Annotated in this window: 16 protein-coding genes, 1 tRNA gene and 3 pseudogenes; 4 read left to right on the plus strand and 16 right to left on the minus strand. The window is 72.8% G+C overall.

All coding sequences use genetic code 11. The features are described from left to right. From IQ279_RS23450 to fdhD, 9 genes and pseudogenes are all read right to left on the minus strand, one after another. Positions 1-302: pseudogene (locus IQ279_RS23450) on the minus strand (S1 family peptidase); the annotation flags it as partial. Between the two features lie 340 nt (positions 303-642). Next, positions 643-1,239 (minus strand): annotated as a pseudogene (locus IQ279_RS23455) (fasciclin domain-containing protein). Positions 1,240-1,427: 188 nt separating this feature from the next. Then, positions 1,428-2,698, minus strand: a pseudogene (locus tag IQ279_RS23460) (molybdopterin-dependent oxidoreductase); the annotation flags it as partial. A 77-nt stretch (positions 2,699-2,775) separates the two neighbouring features. After that, positions 2,776-4,146, minus strand: a complete 1,371-nt coding sequence (locus IQ279_RS23465) for a cryptochrome/photolyase family protein (RefSeq protein ID WP_206351192.1) — start codon at positions 4,144-4,146, stop codon at positions 2,776-2,778. Between the two features lie 48 nt (positions 4,147-4,194). Continuing rightward, complete coding sequence (locus IQ279_RS23470) at positions 4,195-4,980, minus strand: anti-sigma factor (RefSeq protein ID WP_206351194.1); 786 nt, start codon at positions 4,978-4,980, stop codon at positions 4,195-4,197. Next, a complete protein-coding gene (locus IQ279_RS23475; RefSeq protein WP_206351195.1) occupies positions 4,977-5,564 on the minus strand; it encodes a sigma-70 family RNA polymerase sigma factor in 588 nt (195 codons plus the stop codon). Before IQ279_RS23475 ends, IQ279_RS23470 begins: the two co-directional genes overlap by 4 nt. A 283-nt stretch (positions 5,565-5,847) precedes the next feature. Then, a complete protein-coding gene (locus IQ279_RS23480) occupies positions 5,848-6,675 on the minus strand; it encodes an aldo/keto reductase (protein ID WP_307792500.1) in 828 nt (275 codons plus the stop codon). Positions 6,676-6,850: 175 nt separating this feature from the next. Then, positions 6,851-8,677: an AMP-dependent synthetase/ligase gene (locus IQ279_RS23485; protein WP_206351243.1), complete on the minus strand. Its 1,827-nt coding sequence runs from the start codon at positions 8,675-8,677 to the stop codon at positions 6,851-6,853. A 260-nt stretch (positions 8,678-8,937) separates the two neighbouring features. Further along, a complete protein-coding gene (gene fdhD, locus IQ279_RS23490; RefSeq protein WP_206351196.1) occupies positions 8,938-9,789 on the minus strand; it encodes a formate dehydrogenase accessory sulfurtransferase FdhD in 852 nt (283 codons plus the stop codon). A gap of 181 nt (positions 9,790-9,970) precedes the next feature. On the opposite strand from fdhD, the gene IQ279_RS23495 reads away from it, so the two are divergent. The 3 genes from IQ279_RS23495 (at position 9,971) to IQ279_RS23505 (ending at position 11,400) form a co-directional block, all read left to right on the plus strand. After that, positions 9,971-10,666, plus strand: a complete 696-nt coding sequence (locus IQ279_RS23495) for an SDR family NAD(P)-dependent oxidoreductase (RefSeq protein WP_206351197.1) — start codon at positions 9,971-9,973, stop codon at positions 10,664-10,666. A 168-nt stretch (positions 10,667-10,834) separates the two neighbouring features. Beyond that, positions 10,835-10,919: transfer RNA gene (locus IQ279_RS23500), tRNA-Leu, on the plus strand. Between the two features lie 97 nt (positions 10,920-11,016). Continuing rightward, positions 11,017-11,400 (plus strand): SCO4402 family protein, encoded by a 384-nt coding sequence (locus IQ279_RS23505; RefSeq protein ID WP_307792501.1) that lies wholly within the window; start codon positions 11,017-11,019, stop codon positions 11,398-11,400. 84 nt (positions 11,401-11,484) lie between these two features. On the opposite strand, the gene IQ279_RS23510 is transcribed toward IQ279_RS23505, so the two are convergent. Both IQ279_RS23510 and IQ279_RS23515 read right to left on the minus strand, forming a co-directional pair. Further along, positions 11,485-11,700, minus strand: coding sequence for a DUF397 domain-containing protein (locus IQ279_RS23510; protein WP_206351198.1), 216 nt, complete (start codon positions 11,698-11,700; stop codon positions 11,485-11,487). Further along, the gene (locus IQ279_RS23515) at positions 11,697-12,602 is read right to left on the minus strand and encodes a helix-turn-helix domain-containing protein (RefSeq protein WP_206351199.1); all 906 of its coding nucleotides are present in this window, start codon (positions 12,600-12,602) and stop codon (positions 11,697-11,699) included. Before IQ279_RS23515 ends, IQ279_RS23510 begins: the two co-directional genes overlap by 4 nt. A gap of 146 nt (positions 12,603-12,748) precedes the next feature. Here IQ279_RS23515 and IQ279_RS23520 point away from each other — a divergent pair, with 146 nt between their 5' ends. Further along, complete coding sequence (locus IQ279_RS23520) at positions 12,749-13,231, plus strand: ATP-binding protein (protein ID WP_206351200.1); 483 nt, start codon at positions 12,749-12,751, stop codon at positions 13,229-13,231. Positions 13,232-13,250: 19 nt separating this feature from the next. On the opposite strand, the gene IQ279_RS23525 is transcribed toward IQ279_RS23520, so the two are convergent. The 5 genes from IQ279_RS23525 to IQ279_RS28240 all read right to left on the minus strand — a co-directional run bounded on the left by IQ279_RS23525 (position 13,251) and on the right by IQ279_RS28240 (position 21,724). Beyond that, positions 13,251-14,045: an EcsC family protein gene (locus IQ279_RS23525; RefSeq protein ID WP_206351201.1), complete on the minus strand. Its 795-nt coding sequence runs from the start codon at positions 14,043-14,045 to the stop codon at positions 13,251-13,253. A gap of 277 nt (positions 14,046-14,322) precedes the next feature. Then, the gene (locus IQ279_RS23530; RefSeq protein ID WP_206351202.1) at positions 14,323-16,464 is read right to left on the minus strand and encodes a UvrD-helicase domain-containing protein; all 2,142 of its coding nucleotides are present in this window, start codon (positions 16,462-16,464) and stop codon (positions 14,323-14,325) included. 103 nt (positions 16,465-16,567) lie between these two features. Continuing rightward, on the minus strand, positions 16,568-18,160 hold the full coding sequence (locus tag IQ279_RS23535) for a serine/threonine-protein kinase (RefSeq protein WP_206351203.1): 1,593 nt from the start codon (positions 18,158-18,160) through the stop codon (positions 16,568-16,570). 178 nt (positions 18,161-18,338) lie between these two features. Further along, positions 18,339-21,518, minus strand: coding sequence for a type I restriction endonuclease subunit R (locus IQ279_RS23540; RefSeq protein ID WP_206351205.1), 3,180 nt, complete (start codon positions 21,516-21,518; stop codon positions 18,339-18,341). Between the two features lie 2 nt (positions 21,519-21,520). Continuing rightward, a complete protein-coding gene (locus IQ279_RS28240) occupies positions 21,521-21,724 on the minus strand; it encodes a hypothetical protein (protein WP_241028613.1) in 204 nt (67 codons plus the stop codon). Positions 21,725-21,781: the final 57 nt, after the last annotated feature.

Consider the following 21,781-nt stretch of genomic DNA (forward strand, 5'->3'; position numbering starts at 1 on the left):
CTGTCGGCGAGGTCCTCGGCGAGCGCGGGGGCGATCTCGCCGGCGCGGTGCTCGTTCGCGACGCGCTCGCGGGCCTGCTCGGCGGTTATGCCGAAGTCGCGCTGCATGGCCTTCAGAGCGCCTGCGGGCATCTCCTCGGCGGCGCGGAGGGCGTCGGCGGTGAGGGCGGTCCCGGCGGCGGTCCTGGCGGGGGCGTCGGTGGGGGACGACGTGACCGCGCCGGCGAGGGAGGGCAGGGCGGTCAGGGCGAGTGCGGTGGCGGCCAGTGCCGCACCGGTCGTGATACCACGGCTGTGGCGCATTCGTTCTCCTCTGTTGTGGGGGGGGGAAGAGGGTTGGGGTGAACGGCACGCCCGTGTTCCATGAGGGTGGCGTGCGCCTGTCAAGCTAGACGTTTCGCGGTATGCGGGTGTCGCATATCGGACACCAGAGGGAAGCAGGCACGAGACCTTCACGCGTGATCACAGGGGCGGCACCGGTCCTGGGCTGTGGATTCACGGCTGTGGATTCACGGCAGCGGAAAAGGCCGCCCCGCGCGCCGGGAGAGGGAGCGGCGCGCGGGGCGGCACGGGACCGGTGACCCCCGTGCCGGTACGCGGCGGGGGCCACTGGGATCGTGGACCGGGCCCCTTTCTCAGAAGGTCACTTGGGCATCAGCACGGTGTCGACGATGTAGACGGTCGCGTTGGCGGTCGGCACGTTGCCGCAGACCACCTCGGAGTCGTCGTTGACCGTGTAGGAGCCCCCGGAGCCGGAGACGGTCAGTTACTTCTTCTCCAGCAGCGTCGGGTAGGAGCCGTCCTCCAGGACGGCGTTGAGGTCCTTCTCCGGGATCTTGGCGAAGGCGTCGTCGGTGGGCGCGAACACCGTGATGTTCTCGGCACTGTTGAGGGTGTCGACCAGACCGGCCTTCCGCACCGCGCTCACCAGGGTGGACAGTGCGGGGTTGTTGGACGCGGCGGTGGCCACCGGGTCGTCGGCCATGCCGTCGAAGCTGCCCTCGCCGTCCTCGGGGACGGCCTGGCAGCCGGGGCCGAACGGCTTGGAGGTGTCGGTCGCGGCCATGTCCTCGGACTCCTCCCGCGCCCCGTCGGCGGGCATGGACCCGGCCGGCGAGGCGGACCGCGAGCCGGCCGCGCCGTCGCCGCCGTCCTCGGAGGAGCAGGCGGTCACCGACAGCGGCAGGGCCACCGCGGCGGTGACGGCGAGGGCGATGCGGCGGATGCGGCGGGTACGGATGGCGCTCATGTGGTGTGGCTCTCCTGTCGGTTCGGTTACGCGGGCCGGACGGCCCCGTTCGGGTGGCTTCGTTCGGGCTGGTCGGTTCGTTCGGGCTGGTCGGTTCGGACGGACTGGTTCGGGCGCTCCGGCCGGACGGACTCGGCCGGTCTCGGGGGCGCGCGGCGGCGCGGCGGCGCGGCGGTGGGTCAGGTCACGTCGACCACCACCGAGTGCCGTCCGGTCGCGCCGTCGGGAAGGGTCCCGGCGCGCTCAGCGGTCTGCACGCGCCCGCCGCGGTCGGTGGCGCGGACCTCCAGCCGGTGCGAGCCGGGCGTGGCGTTCCACCGCCACGTCCACTGGCGCCAGGTGTCCGCGCTGTCCTCCGAGGCCAGGCGGGCGGAGCGCCAGGGCCCGTCGTCGACGCGCACCTCGACGCGGTCGATCCCGGTGTGCTGGGCCCAGGCCACGCCGCCGACGGCCACGGTCCCCGCCTTCAGGGAGGCGAGGGGCTTGGGGGTGTCGATGCGCGACTGGGTCTTGACCGGTGCCCTGGCCGCCCAGTCGCGGCGGACCCAGTACGCGTCGTAGGCGTCGAAGGTGGTCAGTTCCAGCTCCGTCAGCCACTTGCAGGCCGAGACGTAGCCGTACAGGCCGGGCACCACCATGCGCACGGGGAAGCCGTGGTCGAAGGGGAGCGGCTCGCCGTTCATCCCGACCGCCAGCAGCGCGTCCCGGCCGTCCATGACCGTCTCCACCGGGGTGCCCAGCGTCATGCCGTCCACCGAGCGGGACACCAGCTGGTCAGCAGGCCGCCCCGGGAGGGCGGCCTGACCCCGGCCTCGCGCAGCAGCCCGGCCAGGGGCACGCCCAGCCATCGGGCGGTGCCGACGTAGGGGCCGCCGACCTGGTTGGACACGCAGGTGAGGGTGATGTCGCGCTCGACGAGCGGGCGTTCCAGCAGCTCGCGGAAGTCCAGGGCCAGCGGGCGGGCCACCCCGAGGCCGTGCAGGCGCAGCCGCCATGCTCCGGCGTCGAGGCGGGGGACGGTCAGTGCGGTGTCCACGCGGTAGAAGGCCTCGTTGGGGGTGAGGAAGGGCTTCATGCCGGGCAGCCGAAGGTCCGCGCCGGGCGGCACCGGCGGGGCCTTGGAGGCCGGGGCGGGCAGGGCCACCGATTCGCGGGAGGCGGCGGCCCGGGCGGTACCCGACGTGGTCAGGGCGCGGGCGAGCAGCCCGGAGCCGGCGGTGGCGGCGGCGGTGCCGGTGGCGGCGAGGACGAACCCGCGCCGGTCGAACGGGGTGCGATCGCCGCTCGTCCCGGGCTCCGGTCCTTCCTCGGGTGCGCCGCCACCGGCGGTCTGTGCGTCCCCGGGCGGGGCCAGGCTTCCGGCCAGCAGGTACAGGGCCACCGCTCCGGCGGCCGCACCCGCCACCGAGGGCAGTACGCCCGCGCCGCCGACTCCGGGCCGACACGCCGCCCAGCCGCCCTCCTGACCGGAGGCCGGACCGGACGCCTGGTCAGGCGCCCTCTCCTGAGCGGCCGTTGAGTCCGGGATCAGCTCAGCCCGCGGGCCCGCCTGAAGCGGGAGGCGGTGTCGGCCGGATCCACGATCGGCGGTGGGTAGCCCGTGCGGGCACGCTCCGGTGCGGGCAGCGTCCAGGGCGTGTGGACGGCCGCGCCCTCGACTCCGGCCAGTTCGGGCACCCAGCGGCGCACGTAGTCGCCCCTCGGATCGAAACGCCGCGCCTGGGAAAGGGGGTTGAGGACTCGGCCCGGGCGGGTGTCGTTGCCGGTGCCGGCCACCCACTGCCAGTTGAGCTGGTTGGCGGCGATGTCGCCGTCCACCAGCAGGTCCAGGAAGTGGGCCGCGCCCACCCGCCAGTCCGCGTAGAGCGTCTTGGCCAGGAAGCTCCCGGCCAGCAGCCGTCCCCGCCCCGGCATCCAGCCCTCGTGCCGCAACTGCCGCATGGCGGCGTCCACGAGGGGGAAGCCGGTGCGGCCCTCGCGCCAGGCGGCGACCTCCCGCTCGTCGTCGTGCCAGCGGTCGCCGTGCGGCCGGTAGTCGCGCACGGCGGCGTCGGGCCGCGCGGCCAGCACCTGGTGGTGGAAGTCCCGCCAGGCCAGCTGCCGTACGAAGGCGTCCGCGCCCGCGCCGCCGCGCCGCCGGGCCCGGTGCACCACCTCCGCGGGCGACAGGCAGCCGAAGTGGAGATGGGGCGAGAGCCGGGAGGTGGCGTCCGCCGCCAGGTCGTCGCCCAGCTCCGCGTAGGAGTCCAGCCTCCGGGCCGACCAGCGGGAAAGCCGCCTGCGGGCCTCGCTCTCGCCGCCCGCCGCCAGCCCCGGCGAGACGCCTTCCACGCGGGCCCGGGAGGGCACCTCCTCGCCGCGCACGCCGGCGGGCACGGGAACGGACCGGGGCGCGGCCAGCGGGGCGCGCGCCCCCGCAGCCGTCCAGCGCCGCAGATACGGGGTGAACACCGCGAAGTGGTCCCGGCCGCGCCCCGTGGGGGTCACCGCACCGGGCGCGAGGACGGTGGTGACCGCGTCGTGGACCTCCAGCGCGCACCCCGTGCCGGCCAGGACGCGGCGCAGGTCCTCCTCGCGCCGCCGCGCGTAGCGGCTGCTCCCGGCCGACAGGTGCACACAGCCGGCCCCGGTCTCCTCGACCACCCGGCGCACCTCCCGGGCCACCGCGCCGCCGCGCACCACCAGGCGCCCGCCGCGCTCGCGCAGCCGCCCGTCGAGGTCGGCCAGGCAGTCGGCCAGGAACGCCAGGCGGTTGGGCGTGCCGAAGCCCGCCGCCCGGATGCCGGAGTCCATCACGAACAGCGGCACCACCTCGTCCGCCCCGGCCAGGGCGGCGCGCAGCGGCGGGTGGTCGTGCAGCCGCAGGTCACCGGTGAACAGCACCACCGACACGCTCATCTCCGCCTCCTCGCCTTCCCGCCTCCTCACCTCGCCGCCTCCCCGCCCTCACGCGGCCGGGAACTCCATCACCGCCAGCGGCTCGGAGGTGGGCTGCGCCGAGCCGCCCTCCGGCTCCACGGTCACGCCCATGCCGTCCGCGCCCGCGACGGGCCCGTCCATCATGACCGCCGCCCGTCCGCCCGAGGCGTCCACCACACCGGCCGGCCGCATGGCGCCCTCGTCGTCGAACCACAGCTGGTAGACCTTGCCGGCGGGCGGCTCGGGCAGCCGCGCGGCCAGGAACGCGGCCCGGTCGCGGCTGCGGGAGACCACCACGGTGGCGCTCCCCCCGCCGGGCAGCTCACCGGCGGCGATCCGCGCGTCCGGCGCGGCCAGCAGCCCGGTCAGCTCGTCCGCCCGCCGCTGGGCCTGCTCGGCCGACTGCCGGGCGTCGCGGGCCCGGTCGTACTGCCACGCCGCGACCCCGCCCAGGGCCACGGCGGAGGCCAGGCAGGCGGCGAGCACCAGACGCGTCCGCCGCCGCGGCCGCCCGGCCCCGCCGACCGTGCTGGCGGGGGAGACGGGGGAGCCCGGGAAGCCGGCCGGCGGCCGGGCGCGGGGCGGCTCCTGGCGCACCGTCGCGACACGGCGCAGGACCTCCTCGCGCATGCCGGGCGGCGGCGCGGCCGAGGCCGCCGGCCCCAGCCGGGCGGCGGTCGCGGTCAGCTCCCGGACCTCATCGCGGCACGGGGCGCAGACGGCCAGGTGCCGCTCGAAGTCCTCGCGCTCGGGCCCGTCCAGCGCGTCGACGGCGTAGGCGCCGGTCAGGGTGTGCAGGTCGGCGACGCTCACGAGGCCACCCCCAGGCAGTCGCGGAGTCGGATGAGGCCGTCGCGCAGCCGCGTCTTGGCGGTGCCCAGCGGCAGTGACAGCAGTTCGGCGACCTCCCGGTAGGTCAGCCCCCGGTAGTAGGCCAGGGTCACCGACTGGCGCTGCACCTCGGTGAGCCCGCCCATGCAGCGGCGCACCTGCTCGCGCTCCAGCCGGGCCTCGACCTGCTCGGTGACGGAGTCGAACGCCGGGGTGTGGTCCAGCAGCGCGGCCCGGTACTCGCGGTCGGAGGCGGCCTGCGCGGAGCGCACCCGGTCCACGGCCCGCCGGTGGGCGAGGGTCATCACCCAGGCCATGGCGCCGCCCCTGTCGGGCCGGAAGCGCGCGGCGGTCCGCCACACCTCCACCAGCACCTCCTGGGCGACCTCCTCCGACTGGGCCGGGTCGCGCAGCACGCTGCGCACCAGCCCCAGCACGGGGCCGCACACCGCGTCGTACACGGAGGCGAAGGCGTCCTGGTCGCCGCGGGCGACCTCGACCAGCAGTTCGTCCAGGGTGGGGTCCGGCTCGCCGGCGGGCCCGGTGATGCGCACGGTCTCCTTCACCCGGCCGCACCTCCGGCGTGCGGCGCCCGTGGCACCTGCGGCGCCTTCACCGGCTGTGGCGCGTGTGGCATGTGTTCCTCCCGCGAGACGGTCCTCACCCGGTGTTCGTGGCCGCCGGGGCCGCGGATTGGTCCGGGTCGGACCGGATCTCCGGGCGGTACGGCCGCCGCCCGCGGACCGCTCTCCTCGTCCCGCGCCGCCGGGGGAGGGGGCAGGAGACGCGCACGCGCGGCGCGCCCCGGTGGGCGCGCCGCGCGCGTACCGTACCGGCTCCGGTCCCGCCTCAGCCCATCTCGTCGGGGTCGGGGCCCAGCCGGGTGCCGTTGTCCAGGGTGGACAGGCCCGTCATGTCGTCGTCGTCCAGGACGAAGGAGAAGACGTCGATGTTCTCCTCGATCCGGGAGGGAGTGGCGGACTTGGGGATCACCACGTTCCCCGTCTGCAGGTGCCAGCGCAGCACCACCTGGGCGGGGGTGCGGCCGTGCCTGCGGGCGATCTCGGCGATCACCGGGTCCTCCAGCAGCCCCCTGCCCTGACCCAGCGGCGACCAGGCCTCGGTGGCGATGCCGTGCTCGGCGTGGAAGGCGCGGGACTCGGCCTGCGGGAGGTTGGGGTGCAGCTCGATCTGGTTGACGGCGGGGACGACCTCGGTCTCCTCCATCAGCCGCCGTAGGTGGGTGGGCTTGAAGTTGGACACGCCGATGGCCTTGGCGCGCCCGTCGGCGTGGATCTCCTCCAGCGCCTTCCAGGTCTCGACGTACCGGTCCTGCCCCGGCGCGGGCCAGTGGATGAGGTAGAGGTCGACGTAGTCCAGGCCCAGCCGCTCCAGCGAGGCGTCGAAGGCGCGCAGCGCGGCGTCGCGGCCGTGGTCGCTGTTCCAGACCTTGGTGGTCACGAAGAGCTCTTCGCGTGGCAGCCCGGACTCGGCGATCGCCTTCCCGGTGCCTTTCTCGTTCTCGTAGATCGCGGCCGTGTCGATGCTGCGGTAGCCCGAGGCGAGTGCGTGCCCGACGGCGGCGGTGGCCTCCTCGTCCGGCACCTGCCACACGCCGAAGCCGAGCTGCGGCATCCGGACGCCGTTGTTGAGGATGATGTTGGGAACGTTGCTCACGAGCGATCGGTCCTTGTCAGTCGGTTGGCGACACGTGTACCCGGGGCTCCAACGATCATGGCAGCGTTGTCATTCCCGCCTCGCCGCACCCCGTCGCACTCCGCCATACCCCTCCGCACCCCGCCGTACGGCTCCGGACCCGGCCCACCCGGCCCGCCCGGTCCAGCCGCCCCGCTCAGCCCTGGTAGAGGGCGTCGATCTCGACCGAGTAGGTCTTCTCCACGACCTTGCGCCGCAGCTTCAGCGAGGGGGTGAGCAGCCCCTCCTCCTCGGTGAACCGCGACCCCAGTATCCGGAAGGTGCGAATCGACTCGGCCTGGGAGACCTGGGTGTTGGCGGCCACCACCGCCCGTCTGACCTCGGCCTCCAGCTCGGGGTCGCGCACCAGCTCCGCCGGGCCCAGGTCCGGCTTGTTGCGCATGGTCAGCCAGTGGTGCACGGCGTCCTCGTCCAGGGTGACCAGCGCGGCGACGTAGGGCCGGTCGTTGCCGACCACGACGCACTGCGCCACCAGCGGGTGCGCCCGCACCCGGTCCTCCAGCAGCGTCGGCGAGACGGTCTTGCCGCCGGAGGTCACCAGGACGTCCTTCTTCCGGCCGGTGAGCGTCAGATAGCCGTCCTCGTCCAGGGAACCGAGGTCGCCGGTGGCGAACCAGCCGTTGTGCAGCACCTCGCTGGTGGCGCGGGCGTTGTTCAGGTAGCCGGAGAAGACCTGGCCGCCGCGCAGCCACACCTCGCCGTCCTCGGCGATGTGCACCGTGGTGCCCGGGACGGGGACGCCGACGGTGCCGAAACGGGTCCGCTCGGGCGGATTGGCGGTGGCCGCGGCGGTGGTCTCCGTCAGCCCGTACCCCTCGAAGACGCGGATGCCGGCGCCGTCGTAGAACAGTCCCAGGCGCCGCTCCATCGCCGAGCCGCCCGACATCGCGTACCGGCAGCGGCCGCCGAGGGCGGCGCGCAGCCGGGAGTAGACGGTCCTGTCGAAGAAGCCGTGCTGCATCCGCAGGGCCGCACCCGGGCCGCGCCCGGTCCCGAAGGCCTTCTCCTCCATCGCCTCGGCGTAGCGGACGGCGACGTCCACCGCCTTGTCGAACACCTCCAGCCTCCCCTCCGCCTCGGCCCTGCGCCGCGCGGCGTGGAAGATCCGCTCGAAGACGTAGGGCACCGCCAGCACGAAGGTGGGCCGGAAGGCCGCCAGGTCGGGCAGGAGGGCGGCGGCGGTCATGCCCGGCTGGTGGCCGAGCCTGACGCCCGCGCGCACCGCCCCGACCTCGATCATCCGCCCGAAGACGTGCGCGAGGGGGAGGAAGAGCAGGGTGGAGGCCTGCTTGCCGTCCCCGTCGGGGAAGAGGGCCTCGTAGCGCCGGACGATGTTGTCGCACTCGGCCATGAAGTTGCCGTGGGTCAGCACACAGCCCTTGGGACGGCCGGTGGTGCCGGAGGTGTACAGGACGGTGGCGGGGGTGTCCGGGGTCAGCGCGAGCCGGTGGCGGTGCACCACGTCGGCGTGGAGGTGCGCCCCGGCGGCGGCCAGGGCCCCCTCGGCGTCCGCGTCGAGCTGCCACAGCCGCTTCAGGCGCGGCAGCCGGTCGACGACCGAGCCGACGGTCATCGCGTGGTCCTCGTGCTCCACGACGGCGGCCGTCACCTCCGCGTCGTGCAGCATCCAGTGGACCTGCTCGGCCGAGGAGGTGGGGTAGACCGGCACCGGCTGGGCGCCGACGGACCACAGGGCGAAGTCGAACACCGTCCACTCGTAGCGGGTGCGCGACATGATCGCCACCCGGTCGCCGAAGCGCACGCCCTCGGCGAGCAGCCCCTTGGCCAGCGCCAGCACCTGGTCGCGGAACTCCGCGGCGGTCACGTCCCGCCAGGTGCCGGAGGCGTCCTTGCGCGCCATCACCACCTGGTGGGGGTCGGCGTCGGCACGGTCGAAGACGGCGTCGGCCAGCCCTCCGATCTGAGGTTCCGTCGCCAGGGCCGGGACGGTGAACTCGCGCACGTGCCGCTCCTCGTCGCGCTGTGCCATGGGGGACTCACAGCGAGGTGACCGTATCGGATCCGCGGCACGCCCGGGAAGGGAGGTGATGCGGCCCGGCGGGGTAAATACGGGCACTTCGGGACGCCCGTGCCGGGCCGTCACCGTTCATCCCGGTTCTCTCCACCGGATCTCCCGTGCGGATCCCCTCTTGTGCGGTGGGACGTGGCCGCCGGGGCGCCGGTTCCCGGGCCTGTCCCACCCGCCCGCCCGTGCCGCCGCCGTCAGGCCCGCCGGGCACCGAGGGCGACGCGGTGCTCGCCGGCGTAGACGTTCATCGACGCCCCCCGCAGGAAGCCGACCAGGGTCAGCCCCGTCTCGGCGGCCAGATCGACGGCCAGGGAGGACGGCGCGGAGACGGCCGCCAGCACGGGCACCCCGGCCATCACCGCCTTCTGCGCCAGCTCGAACGAGGCCCGCCCCGACACCAGCAGCACCGCGCGCGACAGCGGCAGCTCGCCTTGGGTCAGGGCGCGTCCGACGAGCTTGTCGACGGCGTTGTGGCGGCCGACGTCCTCGCGCAGGTCCAGCAACTCCCCCTCGGGGGAGAACAGGGCGGCCGCGTGCAGGCCGCCGGTGCGGTCGAACACCCGCTGGGCCGCGCGCAGCCGGTCGGGCAGCGCGGCCAGCACCTCCGGCTCCAGCGGGGGGAGATCCCCCGTGATGGGCCAGCGGGAGGTGGTGCGCACCGCGTCCAGGCTGGCCTTGCCGCACAGCCCGCACGAGGAGGTGGTGTAGACGTTGCGCTCCAGGGTGATGTCGGGAACGGTCACCCCGGGGGCCAGGCGCACGTCGACGACGTTGTAGCTGTTGCGCGTGGTGCCGTCGGCCTGCTCGGTGGCGCCGGCGCAGTAGACGATGTTCGCCAGCTCCTCCGGGCCGCCCAGCACGCCCTCGCTGACCAGGAAGCCGGCGGCCAGGGCGAAGTCGTCGCCGGGCGTGCGCATGGTGACCGCCAGCGGCTTGCCGTTCAGGCGGATCTCCAGCGGCTCCTCGGCCACCAGGGTGTCCGGGCGCTCGCTCACCGCACCGTCGCGCAGACGGATGACGCGGCGGCGTTCGGTGACTCGGCCCATGGAAGATCAGCCCTGCCTCGGTCGGCGCTTCACGGCCGCGGCGCCTGCCGCCGCGGCCGTCCCATTGTGCTGCTGCCCAGCTTGTGCCGTACGCTCACCCGCCGACCGGCCCTCCGTACGCGCGAGGGGGCGCGGGGGCCGCCGGGCTGCCGGACCCGGCGGCGGAACCCACAATGGGGACATGCCGGACGTACCCGACGCATCGAACGCGCCCCCGCGCCTGCTGGTCGTCGGCGCCACCGGAGTCCTCGGCGGCGCCACCGCCGACGCCCTGGCCCGCCGGGGCGACGCGCTCTTCCTCGCCGGACGGGACCGGGAGCGGCTGGCGTCGGCGGCGCGGCGCCTGGGCGCCGGCTCCGCCCCCTGCGACGCCTACGACCTGGACGGCATGGCCGCCCTGCCCCGCCTGGCCGCCGAGGCGATGGGCGGCCTGGACGGCGTACTGGTGGCGATCGGCGCGGTCGCCTTCGGCCCGGCCGAGGAGACGGGCGCGGCCGTCACCGAGCACCTGTTCGCCGTCAACACCCTGGCGCCCATCGCGGTGCTGTCCGCCGCGCTGCCCCTGCTTCACCCGCCCGGCACCCTGGCCGCCACCACCGGCGTGGTCGCCGTCCGCCCGCAGCCGAGGATGGCCGCCTACAGCGCCTCCAAGGCGGCGCTGTCCGCCTGGCTGACGGCGGTCGCCGCCGAGCGGCGCCGCACCGGCCTGTCGGTGGCCGACCTCCACCTGCCGCACACCGACACCGGTCTGGCCGGGCGCGCGGTAGCGGGCAGCCCGCCGCCCCTGCCGCGCGCCGCGCCGCTGGAGGAGACCGTCGACAGGATCGTCGCCGCCTTCCACCCCGAGCCGCCCGCCGACGGCCCGCCCGGCACCTGACCGGCAGCCCGGTCCACCTCTGAACCGGCCCCGGCCTGCCCCCGAACCGGCCCGGCCCCGGTCGCCCAGCACCCCACCGGACCACGGCTTATGCATGTGAGAGGCACCGCGAAAACTTGGTATGGTGTTCCCCGTCGCCGCGGCCGGAAGGCCGCTGGTCGCACACCGGTCCGGGTGGCGGAATGGCAGACGCGCTAGCTTGAGGTGCTAGTGCCCTTTATCGGGCGTGGGGGTTCAAGTCCCCCCTCGGACACAGCACAGAACCCCGCAGCCTCGTCGAGGCGGCGGGGTTCTCGCTTTCACGGGCACACCGGGCTCGGCGGCGCTCACCCCCTGGAGGACTGATCGAAGTGGGCGACGAAGGTGTGGAGTTTCCCGGCGCGCGCTTACAGGTGACGGCGGCTCTGAGGTCCCTCGCCGACGCCGAGCACCAGCGGCGGGTGTGGGTCGACGGAGAGCCGCTGTCGGATGATTTCGGGGACGACCTGTCGCTTGTGGTCAGTGTCCTCTTCGACGACATCCACGTCCTGGAGAACCCGCAGGCGGCCTTCGGAGAAGTTCTCGGGTCCCGGGAAGAGGTCGAAGCCATGCAGCGCCTCTCCTCCCTCCTGGAACCGCTGCTCCAAGACCTCGGTGACGCGCCGGATGCCGCATATCTGGCTTCGCCGAGCTGGCCGCTGGTGGTTCAAGCCGCCGACGCGGCGCTGAAGGAGATGAACTCGCCGCGTCTGTGAGCAAGCCGGCCGGAAGCCCGGCGGTGCACGCCGGAGCCCTGCCGTCCGGGGAGGGGCGGCAGGGCTCCGACGGCCTGTCGGGTGTCAGACGTCCCGCTGCGGGGAGGCCAGCCCGACGAACTCCGTCCAGGCCTCGCGCGACACCGTGAGGACCGGCCCGGCAGCGGCCTTGGAGTCCCGGACGTGCACGGCGGCCGTGCCGGCCGCGACCTCCACGCACTGACCGCCCTCGGTCCCGCTGTAGCTGCTCTTGAACCAGACGAGGCCGGAGGCGACGGTCGAGGACTCAGTGTTGGTCATAGTGATCCCAGCACCCCTTCGATGAACTCCAGCGACTCTCGCGGACTGAGAGCCTGAGACCGGATGATCCCATAGCGCGCGTGTGCGAGAACCGCCTGTTCCGGGTCAGTCTGAAGAGAGCCGATTCCCTGCGCCTCGGCGTACAGGAACTTCTTGCCGTCCTTGCGTGTGACGACCGTGAACGGCCCGTTCACGCCCGCGTTGTCCTCGCAGCCGAGTGGCATGACCTGAAGTTCGACGTTCCGCTTCTGGCCGACCGTGAGCAGGTGCTCCAATTGTCCGCGCAGCACGTCCTTCCCACCGTACGGGCGTCGCAGCACCGGCTCGTCCATCACGAAACTGAGCAGCGGCGCGGGCCGCCGGTCCAGGAGTTCCTGGCGGGCCAGCCGTGCGGCGACGCGCAGTTCGATGGTCTCCGGGTCCAGCGGCGGGCGCCTCATACCGAGCAGCGCACGCATGTACTCCTCGGTCTGGAGCAGGCCGTTGACCACGAGCGTGTCGTACATGACCAGCTCGATGGCCTCCTTCTCCAGCGCCGCCATCCCCTGGAAGAAGAGCGGGTACTGGGCCCGCTCCACCTCCTCCTTCCACAGAGCCAGCAGCCCGTCGGCGCCCAGTACCTCGTCCGCCCGCTCGATCGTCCGGGGTGATGGAATCCTCCGTCCCTGCTCGAACGAGGCGACCGTCGAGGCCGAGTACCCGATCCGTTTGCCGAACTCCTCGCGCTCCAGCCCCTGCCGCGACCGCAGGGCCTTCATGGTCCGCCCGAACGCGGTGACGACACCTCGCCCGCTCTCGTCCTCCGGCCGCCGCCCGGGCCCGTCGTCGCCTTCCCAGCCGTCACCGAAGTTCACGACCGCCCCACCACTCGGGGCGGTCTCCCCGTCCGTACGCTCCGTCATCGAACATCACCTCACCGGGCCAACGCGCCTACCCGGGAGGCGGTCACGCCGCATGGCTCGTACTCGCACGCGTACCGCGCGTACAAGCGGCCCGCGAGCCGCGTCACCACTGGTCGCGCCGCGCCACCACGGGGACCGTGGTGGCCATGACGAGCAAGCCCGGCAGCCCCGTTGACACCACCCGTCCCACCCGACTCACCGGCCCCGGCGGGCGCGTCTTCGGGATGCGCTTCACCTCCACGCCCAGAGGGGCCCGTCTCGCCCGGCACCTGGTCGCCGTCCGCCTCGACGCCTGGGGGATCCCGTACGGCACCACCGCGCACGACGAGATCGTGCTGATCGCCGCGGAGCTCACCGCGAACGCCGTACGGCACGGGCACGTACCCGGCCGGGACTTCCACCTCCGCCTGCACGCACCGGCCGGCGGCCGGTGCGTGCGCGTCGAGGTCACCGACACCCGCGCCGAACGCCTGCCGGTGCGCCCCGCCGCCCCGGACGCCGAGCACCCGGGGGAATCGGGCCGGGGCCTGCTCCTGGTGTCGGAGCTGGCCGCGCGCTGGGACTGGCCCCCGCGCCGGGACGGGCCGGGCAAGACCGTCTGGGCGGAGTACGCGCTGGGGGAGCGGTGAGCGGCGACCGCCCGGTTCGTTACTTCGTTTCCCTGTCCCCGTTTTCGTCCTTGTCCTCGGGCTCGACCTGCAGGGTGTCGCCGCGCAGGGCCTTGTCCGCGGTCCGTCCGATGACGGCGGTCGATCCCGCGTCCACAGCGCCTCCGACGATGCCTCCCAGGATCGGGATCCCCTTGGCGAGCGTGATCGCGGCGCGCTTGGTTCCGTACTTCGCGACGAGGTGGAACCCGGCCTTCTTGTTGATGGCATGGATCACCGTCATCGGGATCTTTTTGATCATCTGCTCGCCGAACTTCTGGCTGACCTTCACCCCGAAGGCCGCCAGGACGTTCTGCGCGCTCATCCCGATCGCGAGCATCATCGCGACGGTCCGCCCGTGCGGGTCGTGAACGTCCCAGCCCCGAAGGTGTGCGATGGCACCGACCATCCGCATGTTGACGGCGATGGAGGCGGCCACGTTCGCGGGGATCGTCACGCCCGCGGTGAGGAGCCCCCCGAGTCCGGTGACGAACCCCTGCGTCCCGGCCGCTGCCACGGACTCCTTGATGAGGCGGGCGATGACCGCGTCGATGTCGTCCTTCATGTCCTCGGGGGAGCGGCGCTCCTCGTCGCCGGGCGCTCTGTAGTCGGCGCCCTGTCGGCGTGAGAGGCGGTCCTCGGCCCAGGTCACCGACCCGGTGACCGGTCCCGCGCCCTTCACCATGACCCTCTCCGCGAGTTCGGCGGCCCACCGCCCGGTCTTCTCGGCCATTCCCTCAGCCGCTCCCTCGACGGAGGCCTTCCCCTCTTCGTCGGGAGTCTTCTCGTCGGCCATCACACACCCCTTCCGCGAGGCGCCCCACCGAGGGCGCCTCGCACCGCTGCGGGCAGGGAGAGGGATTCCGGTCGCCGGTGCCCCCGGCAAGACCGTGGGCTGTCGAAGCCGCGCCCCTCGCCACCGCCCGCCCACCCCTTCGCGCCGCGACGTTCTTCGCCGCACCGCCCTTCGCGAGCCGAAGCGGCTACACCTTTTCACGCGGTGAAAGCTTCGTCAAACGGCCTTGACTTGCTCGTGTGTGCTCGCCTCGGAGACGGCGAGCAGGCCGTGCCGACTACCCGGCCTCGCAGCCGGCCTCCACCAGGAACGGGCTCGGCCGCCCGGTCCACGAGACGTACAGGCCGTCCCGGGCCCGGGTGCAGGCGACGAACAGCAGGCAGCGTTCCGCGGCGAGGTCGGCCTCGTGCTGGAGCCGGTCGACCTCCTCCGGGGTGATGGCCGAAGGGTTCGGCAGGGCAAGGTCGTTGACGCCGACGACGGCGGTGTAGCGGTACTCGAGCCCCTTGAAGGTGTGCATGGTGCCCACGTTGACCGCGTCATCGGTGCGGGCGGCTCCCGCGCGGACCCGGCTGGCGGGGACGCCCGCCGCGACCAGGCGGTCCCGGACCTTCTCGCAGGTCTTGTTGAACCGCCCGCAGACCCCGATCTCCCCGTACACGGCGCCGCCGTCCACCCACACACGCACCTGCTCGACCAGGGCGTCGAGTTCGGCCTCCTCAGTCTGGGCCGTGTGGACGCGCGGCCCGGAGCCGTGCAGGGCGGAGCTGTACCCGACCAGGGTGTCGTGCCGTCCGCTGTCGGCCAGTTCGGCGTAGGGGCGGCCGAGCAGGATCCCCGTCGCCCAGCTGAGGATCTCCTGGGTGGAGCGGTAGTTCTTGCGCAGCTTGGCCGAACGGCCGGTGATGTTGATGCCGAGGGACTTCAGCGACACCTTGTTGTCGTAGATCCGCTGGTGCGGGTCGCCCGCGATGAACAGGGCGTCGGGGCGCCGGGGCGCGGCCGCGCGGAGCATTCGCCACTGGGCCGGGTGGAGGTCCTGGGCCTCGTCGACGACGATGTGCCGGTAGCACGGCCCCTGCCCGGCCAGCAGGTCGGCGGCCTCCACGCAGGTGCCGAGATAGGTGCGCAGCCCGTCCTCGTCCAGGCGCCGTGTGAACTCCTCCACCGTCCGCCACACCAGCGGCCGCGCGGAGGCGGGCAGCGCGCTGCCGCGGCCCCGGCGCTCGCAGCGTTCGTACCCCTCCTGGTCGCGGATGTCATGGGCGAGGACGACGTGCTTGTACTCCTGGGCGAGGAACTGCGGGGTGCCGGTGAAGCCGGTGGCCTCCGCGGCCCGTTCCCACCGGGCGCTCTCCTCGTACCCGGTGATCGGCCGGCGCGAGGTGTTGACCACGCGTCCGGCGAAGGCGTCGACGGTCATGACGTCGACCCGGTCGCGCAGGTCCGGATCGTCGACGAGCAGGCCGAGCCCTTCGGTGAGGGAGTCCACGAGGGCGTTGGTGAAGGTGGTGAGCAGGATGCGGTCGCCGTCGCGCAGGTGCCGCAGCAGATGCCGCACCCGGTGGAGGGCGACGACGGACTTCCCGGTGCCGGGCCCACCCGTGATCTGTGCGGGGCCGGAGTACGACGGGCGGTAGGCGACCTTGTGCTGGGCGGGGTGCAGGAAGATCCGCCAGGCCGCGAACGGCTTGTCGAGGATGTCGCGCAGTTCGTCGGCGTCCGTGACGACGGCGATCCGGGTGCGGGTGTGCGCGATGGCGGTCGCGTAGTCGGTGGTGTCGACGGGCTCCTGGGAGGCCGCGTCGGCCAGCACCGGCACGACGACCTCCTGCCACGTCTGCTCGACGCTCGCACCGAGGGCCAGGTGCTCCAGCACCCTGTACTGGTCCGGTGGGAAGAACCGGCCGAAAACGTCGAGCTGTTCCAGACTGGTCAGCACGCGTGCCTGCGCGAGGGTGGTGGCGTCGATGCCGAGCGCCGCCATCTCCCCGTCGGAGACCTTCGCGAAGAGCCGCCGCTCCTCGGCGGGCGCGACGCGCTCGTAGGCGGGTGTCAGCTCCTCCAGGGTGGCTATCTCGCGGAGCTCCACCGCGCCGGTGACGGCGTTGATGGTCGCCTTCTGCTTCGCCGCCCACTCGGTGGCCTCGTCGTGCCGGCCGACCCGGAGCAGCACGAAGGTGTCCCCGGTCTCGGGCGCGAGGACCACGCCCCGGTATCCCTGGGTGATCCGGATGGTCCGGATCTGCCGGTCCTTGGCGCCCTTGAGGGATTCCAGTTTCAGGCCCGGGTCCTTGAAGAGCTGGTCGAGGGTGAGCCGCTCGAACTTCTCCCAGGCGTCGAACACGCCGTTTCTGACATGCTTCTCGAGCTTCTCCAACTGCTGACAGAAGGCCTTGTCGAGGGCGAGGTGCGGCATGTGACGGGATCTTAGGGCCGCCCCCGGCACGGCCGCAGGCCGTTCGGTGTTCGTCCACCGACCGGCTCTCCCCGGCTGGGCTGTGCCGGTCATGCCCCGTCGGTCACTCGCCGTCGAGTTCCCGGCGGAGCATGGCCAGGATCTCGGCGGCCTCGACGGCCACCTCGTGGCCCGGCCCGTGGACGAGCACGACGTCCTCGTAAAGGGCCTTCAGAGCTGCCCGGGCCCCCCGCGGGTCGCCCTGGCTCAGCAGCAGCATGCCGATGTCACGGCGCAGCTCCACGGCCACGTCGCTGACGTCGCTCTCGACGGCCCGCTCCACCTCCAGGACGGCGCGCAGCTCCGCCAGGGCCTCGGTCACCTGACCGAGCTCGCCCCGGCAGCGGGCGGCCTGGGCGCGGCAGTCGCGGGCGTCCTCGCCGGTGGGGCCGTTGATACGGCCGTACGCCTCGGCCAGCGCCTCGAACTCCGGCAGAGCCGCCCGGTGGTCGCCCGCCAGCTGCCGGCTGACCGCCCGGCGCTGCCGCAGCCGCAGGACGGCCCTGTTCTCGGCGCCCAGGGCCCTGGCCAGCGGCTCGATCATCTCGCCCGCGACCTCGGCGGCCTGCGTGTAGCGCTCCTCCTCCATGAGGGCGATGTAGTGCTCGTCGACCTCCCGCAGCTGGGCCCGCAGCCGCTCCCGCTCGGGCGGCGAGACCACGTACTCGGCGACCTGGCCGGGCGCCGCCGTGTCCTGAGCGGTCCGGGGGCGGCTCCCGGCCCGGGCGCGGGGCGCGTAGGGGCGACGGTAGAGCCCGGTCGGGTCCGGCGTACCGGGCGGCCTGGCCTCCCCCAGGGCGGAGGACTCACCGGGGGCCGGCAGGAAGGGCGTCAGCCGCTCGTACACCTCCTGCACGTCCACCGGCCGGCTCTCCGGGGACTTGCGGAGCAGGTGCAGGACCAGTGCCTCCAGCTCCTCCGGCACGTCGGCCCGCAGCCGCCGCAGCGGGGTGGGCGTGGCCCGGACGTGCCGGTCCATCAGCTCGAAATCGCTGCGTGCGCTGAACAGCGGCTTGCCGCACAGCAGTTCGTGGAGCACGCAGCCCAGGGCGTAGAGGTCGGTGCGCGGGGTGACGCGGGTGCCGCGCACCTGCTCGGGCGACATGTACCGGTGGGTGCCGATGGGCCGGCCGGAGGCCGTCAGCCTGGTGACGTCGGTTCGCAGGATCGCCGCGACGCCGAAGTCGAGGACCTTCACCGTGCCGTCCCGCGCGACCAGGATGTTGGACGGCTTGATGTCGCGGTGCACCACGGGCACGTCGTGCGCGTACGACAGCACGGTGGCGACCTGCGCGGCCACCGCCACCGCCCAGCTGACCGGCAGGGGCCGCTCCTCGTGCACGTACCGGGTGAGGGGGACGCCCTCCACCAGTTCCATGACGAGGAACAGATGCTCGTAGGTGCTGTCGAGGACGGCGTCGTACACCTGCGGCACACCCGGATGCTGGATGCGGGCGGTGATCCGCGCCTCGCGGCGGAAGCGCCGCTCCAGCTCCTCGGCCAGTCGTGGGGTGGCGGCGACGGCCTGCGGCCGGATCCGCTTCACGGCGACGGGTCGGTCAAGGACCGCGTCATAGCCCCGCCACACGTCCCCCATGCCGCCGTTGCCGAGCCGCTCCAGCAGCTCGTAGCGGCCCGCGATCGGTCTGTCCGGCACCTGTTCCCCGCCCCGCGTCCTGCACTCGCGCTCGCCCGTTCCCCGAGCCCCTTCGACCGCGGCCAGTCTCCCCGCAAGGTGATCACCGCGTCCAGCCCGTCCCGCCAGTCTTCCCGGAGCACGCTGCGCGCGCCCCGGAGTACCGGCACCCGCTCGGTTCCGGTCCCCCGGGTCGCCGTCAGAAGTCGTCCAGGCCCTCCTCCCGGCGGATCATCCGCCAGGCCGCGCGGCGGGCGCTGCGGTCGAGGTTGGACTTGAAATCCCGGTCGGTGCCGAAGTACCGCTTGCCGAGCGTGTCGATCGTGGAGACGTGGTCCATCATGTTCTCCTCGAACTTCTTGTCGAAGACGACGCCGAAGTTCTCCTCGTCGTTGACGAGGGCGGCGGCCCGGACCTTCGGGTCCTTCTTCGTGGCGTTGAAGGCCGGGAGGACGTCCTCCTCGGTGAACTCCGTGCCGAACTTCGCGTTGAACCTCTCGATCAGCTCCGACAGCAGTGACTTCTCGGCCTCCTTGCCGCCGCCGGCTCCGTCACCGAACCCCCTGAGCTCGGCCGGTCCCTCGGGCACGAGGGACTTGTCGTGCTCGCCGGTCTTCTCCACGCGCAGGTGGCTGAGGTCGACCTCGCCTATGTCGACACCGCCGTCCGCCAGACGGGGCAGCCGGTTGAGCAGGTAGCGCCCGTACAGGTACAGCCGCTCCAGGTCGGCGTCCTGGTAGGGGACGATCTGCGCGAGGAAACCGTACTTGCGGACGTAGTCGTTGAGGTGGGCCCGGAACTCCTCGGCCGTCTCGACGTCGTCCTCTTCCTCGCTCTCCAGGAGGGCGCTGAAGCGGGTGACCGCGGGGGAGAGCAGCCGGTACAGCTCGGCGTGCAGCTTCTCCCACTTGGCCTGGGAGCCGCCGGCCTTCTCCTGCGCCTCGAAGTACGCGGCGACGAACGCGTCCATGTCCTGCTCCGAGACGATCGGTGCGGACATGACCCGGCTCTGGGCCGTGTAGAGGAGGTTCGGGTCGGAGGGCAGGGTGTGCGCCTCCTGGAAGTACGGGCGGAAGGCGTCCTGGATGTCCTCGGCGTCGTTGACGAAGTCCAGGACGGCCAGGTCCGCCTGCGACTTGCGGTCGGCGGTGCGGTTGAGGCGCGAGAGCGTCTGCACGGCGGCGATGCCGGTCAGTGTCTTGTTGACGTACATCGTCGTCAGGAGCGGCTGGTCGAAGCCGGTCTGGTACTTCTCGGCGACGACCAGGATCCGGTATTCGCGCTGCCCCTTGCCGCCGGCCTTCGCGGCCCTGTCGTCGGCGCGGGTGTAGGCGAACGCCTTGGGCAGCCCGCTCTCCGGCAGACCGCCGTTCTCCTTGCTCTCGGTGGTCTCCTCTCCGTCGATGGTCAGGGAGCCGGAGAAGGCGACCAGGACGCCGAGGTCCGGGTACTTGGTGTCGTACTCGCGGTCGGCGATGTAGCTCCTGATGGCGCGGGCCATCTCCACGGCGGACTGGCGGGAGGCCGTGACGACCATGGCCTTGGCGCGCCCGCCGAGCCGGCCGCGGGTGTGGGCGACGAAGTGCTCCACGATCACCTGGGCGTGCTGGGAGACCGTGTGCTCATGCATGAGCGCGAACCGGGCGAGCAGGCTGTTCGCCTTGGAGGGGTCCACCTCCTTCTCGTCGCGGTTGAGGTTCGCCAGCTTCCAGTAGGTGTTGTAGGTGACGTAGTTGCGCAGGGGATCGAGGATGAAGCCCTCTTCGATGGCCTGACGCATGGAGTAGGTGTGGAAGGGCCGGTAGACGGTCCTGCCGTTCTCCGCGCCCGCCGTGCCGAAGAGTTCGAGCGTCTTGGCCTTGGGGGTGGCGGTGAAGGCGAAGTAGGAGAGGTTGGCGGCCCGGGAGCGCTCGACCGCCTTCGCCTTCAGCTTGCCCTCCACGGTGACCTCGGTCGCGCCCTCGTCGTCCGAGTCGGCGTCCAGGCCGAGGTCGCGCAGGGCGGACTTCACGGCGGTGGCGGCGTCGCCGGACTGGGAGGAGTGCGCCTCGTCCACGACGATCGCGAAGCGGGTGCCCTTGATCTCGGTCGGGTTGTCCTTGATGTAGTTCAGCAGCGCCGGGAACGAGTGCAGGGTGACCGTGACGATCTTCCCGGTGTCCCGGGAGAGGGCGCGGGCCAGCTGCTCGCTCTTCGCCCCGTGCTTCTCGTCGACCTTCACCACCAGGCCGTCGGTCTGGGAGAAGCTGCCGACCGTCGCCGAGAGCTGCGCGTCCAGGGCGCGGCGGTCGGTGATGACGATGACCTTGTCGAAGACGGGCTCGCCGGGCTTGATGCGGCCCTCGGCGAGGGCGTCGGAGTCGAGGGCGGCCGGATCGGTGTCGGCGTGCAGATCGCTCAGGCGGTGGGCCAGCCAGCCGATGGTGTTCGACTTCCCAGACCCGGCCGAAGCCATGACCAGATAGTTCTGACCGGCGCCGTGCACGGACGCGTGCGCGGTGAGCTTGCGGACCACGTCCCACTGGTGGAAGCGGGGGAAGATCGTCGACTTGGTGGTTCCGCCGCCGGGTGTCCTCTGCTTCTGCTGGTGCACGAAACGCTGGAGGAGGTCGAGCCAGTTGTCCCGCTGCCAGACCTGCTCCCAGAGGTAGGACGTGGCGTACGTGCCGGGGACGGTCGGGGCCGGGTTGCCGGCGCCGCCGGGCCGGCCGGGACCGTTGGAGCCGGTGTTGAACGGCAGGAACCGGGTGCTCTTGCCGCGCAGCTGGGTGGTGACGAACACCAGGTCCGGGTCGACCGCGAAGTTGGCGATCACGCGGCGCGTGAAGATCAGCTCGGTCGGGTCGCGGTCGGTCCGGTACTGCTCCTTGGCCTGCTCGACGCCCTGACCGGTGAGCGGGTTCTTCAGCTCGGCCGTGGCGACGGGGATGCCGTTGAGGAACAGGGTCAGATCCAGGCGGTGACCCCAGTCGGCCTGCTTGGTGGCGTAGGGCAGCTCGCGGACGACGGTGAGGCGGTTGGCCCGGTAGCCGTCGAGGACGGAGTCGGCGGAGATGAGGTTGGGCTTGAAGTAGGCGACGCGGAGCAGGACCCCGCGGTCCTTCACACCGTTGCGCAGGACGTGGAGCAGCCCGTCGTCGGCGATGGCCCGGTCCAGGCGCTGCGCGAAACCGCGCTGAGCCTCGTTGGGGTTGCCGCCGTAGACGGTGAGCAGCTCGTCCCACTCTTCGGGCTGAGTGGCGCCGATGAAGGTGAACAGCTCGTTGGTGTTCAGGCCGAGATCGGCCTGGTAGTCCTCGGCGTTCGCCTCCCGCCAGCCGCGCTCGCGGAGCGTGGCGACGATGGCGGAGCCGAAGGACGACTCGTCGTGTACGGGCATTCCTACTTCCCCCTGGTCCCCGTGATCAGATAGTTGACGTCCTGGGCGAACTTCCGGAAGGAACGCGAGTTCTTCCCGGCGAGGTCCAGGTCGAAGGCGTCCGCGAGGGCCGCCTGGTCGACACGCGGCCGGTACCTGCCCCGGTCGGCTCGCTGATGGGACAGCCATCCCTTGCAGTCCCGCCGTGTCTCGCTGTCCTCCGGCACCTCCAGCCCCTCGGGCAGACCGGCCCGGCCGCCGAGCGATGGTGCGGCGGCCAGGAA

Source organism: Streptomyces verrucosisporus, assembly GCF_017114865.1.
Taxonomy (GTDB): Bacteria; Actinomycetota; Actinomycetes; order Streptomycetales; family Streptomycetaceae; genus Streptomyces; species Streptomyces fenghuangensis.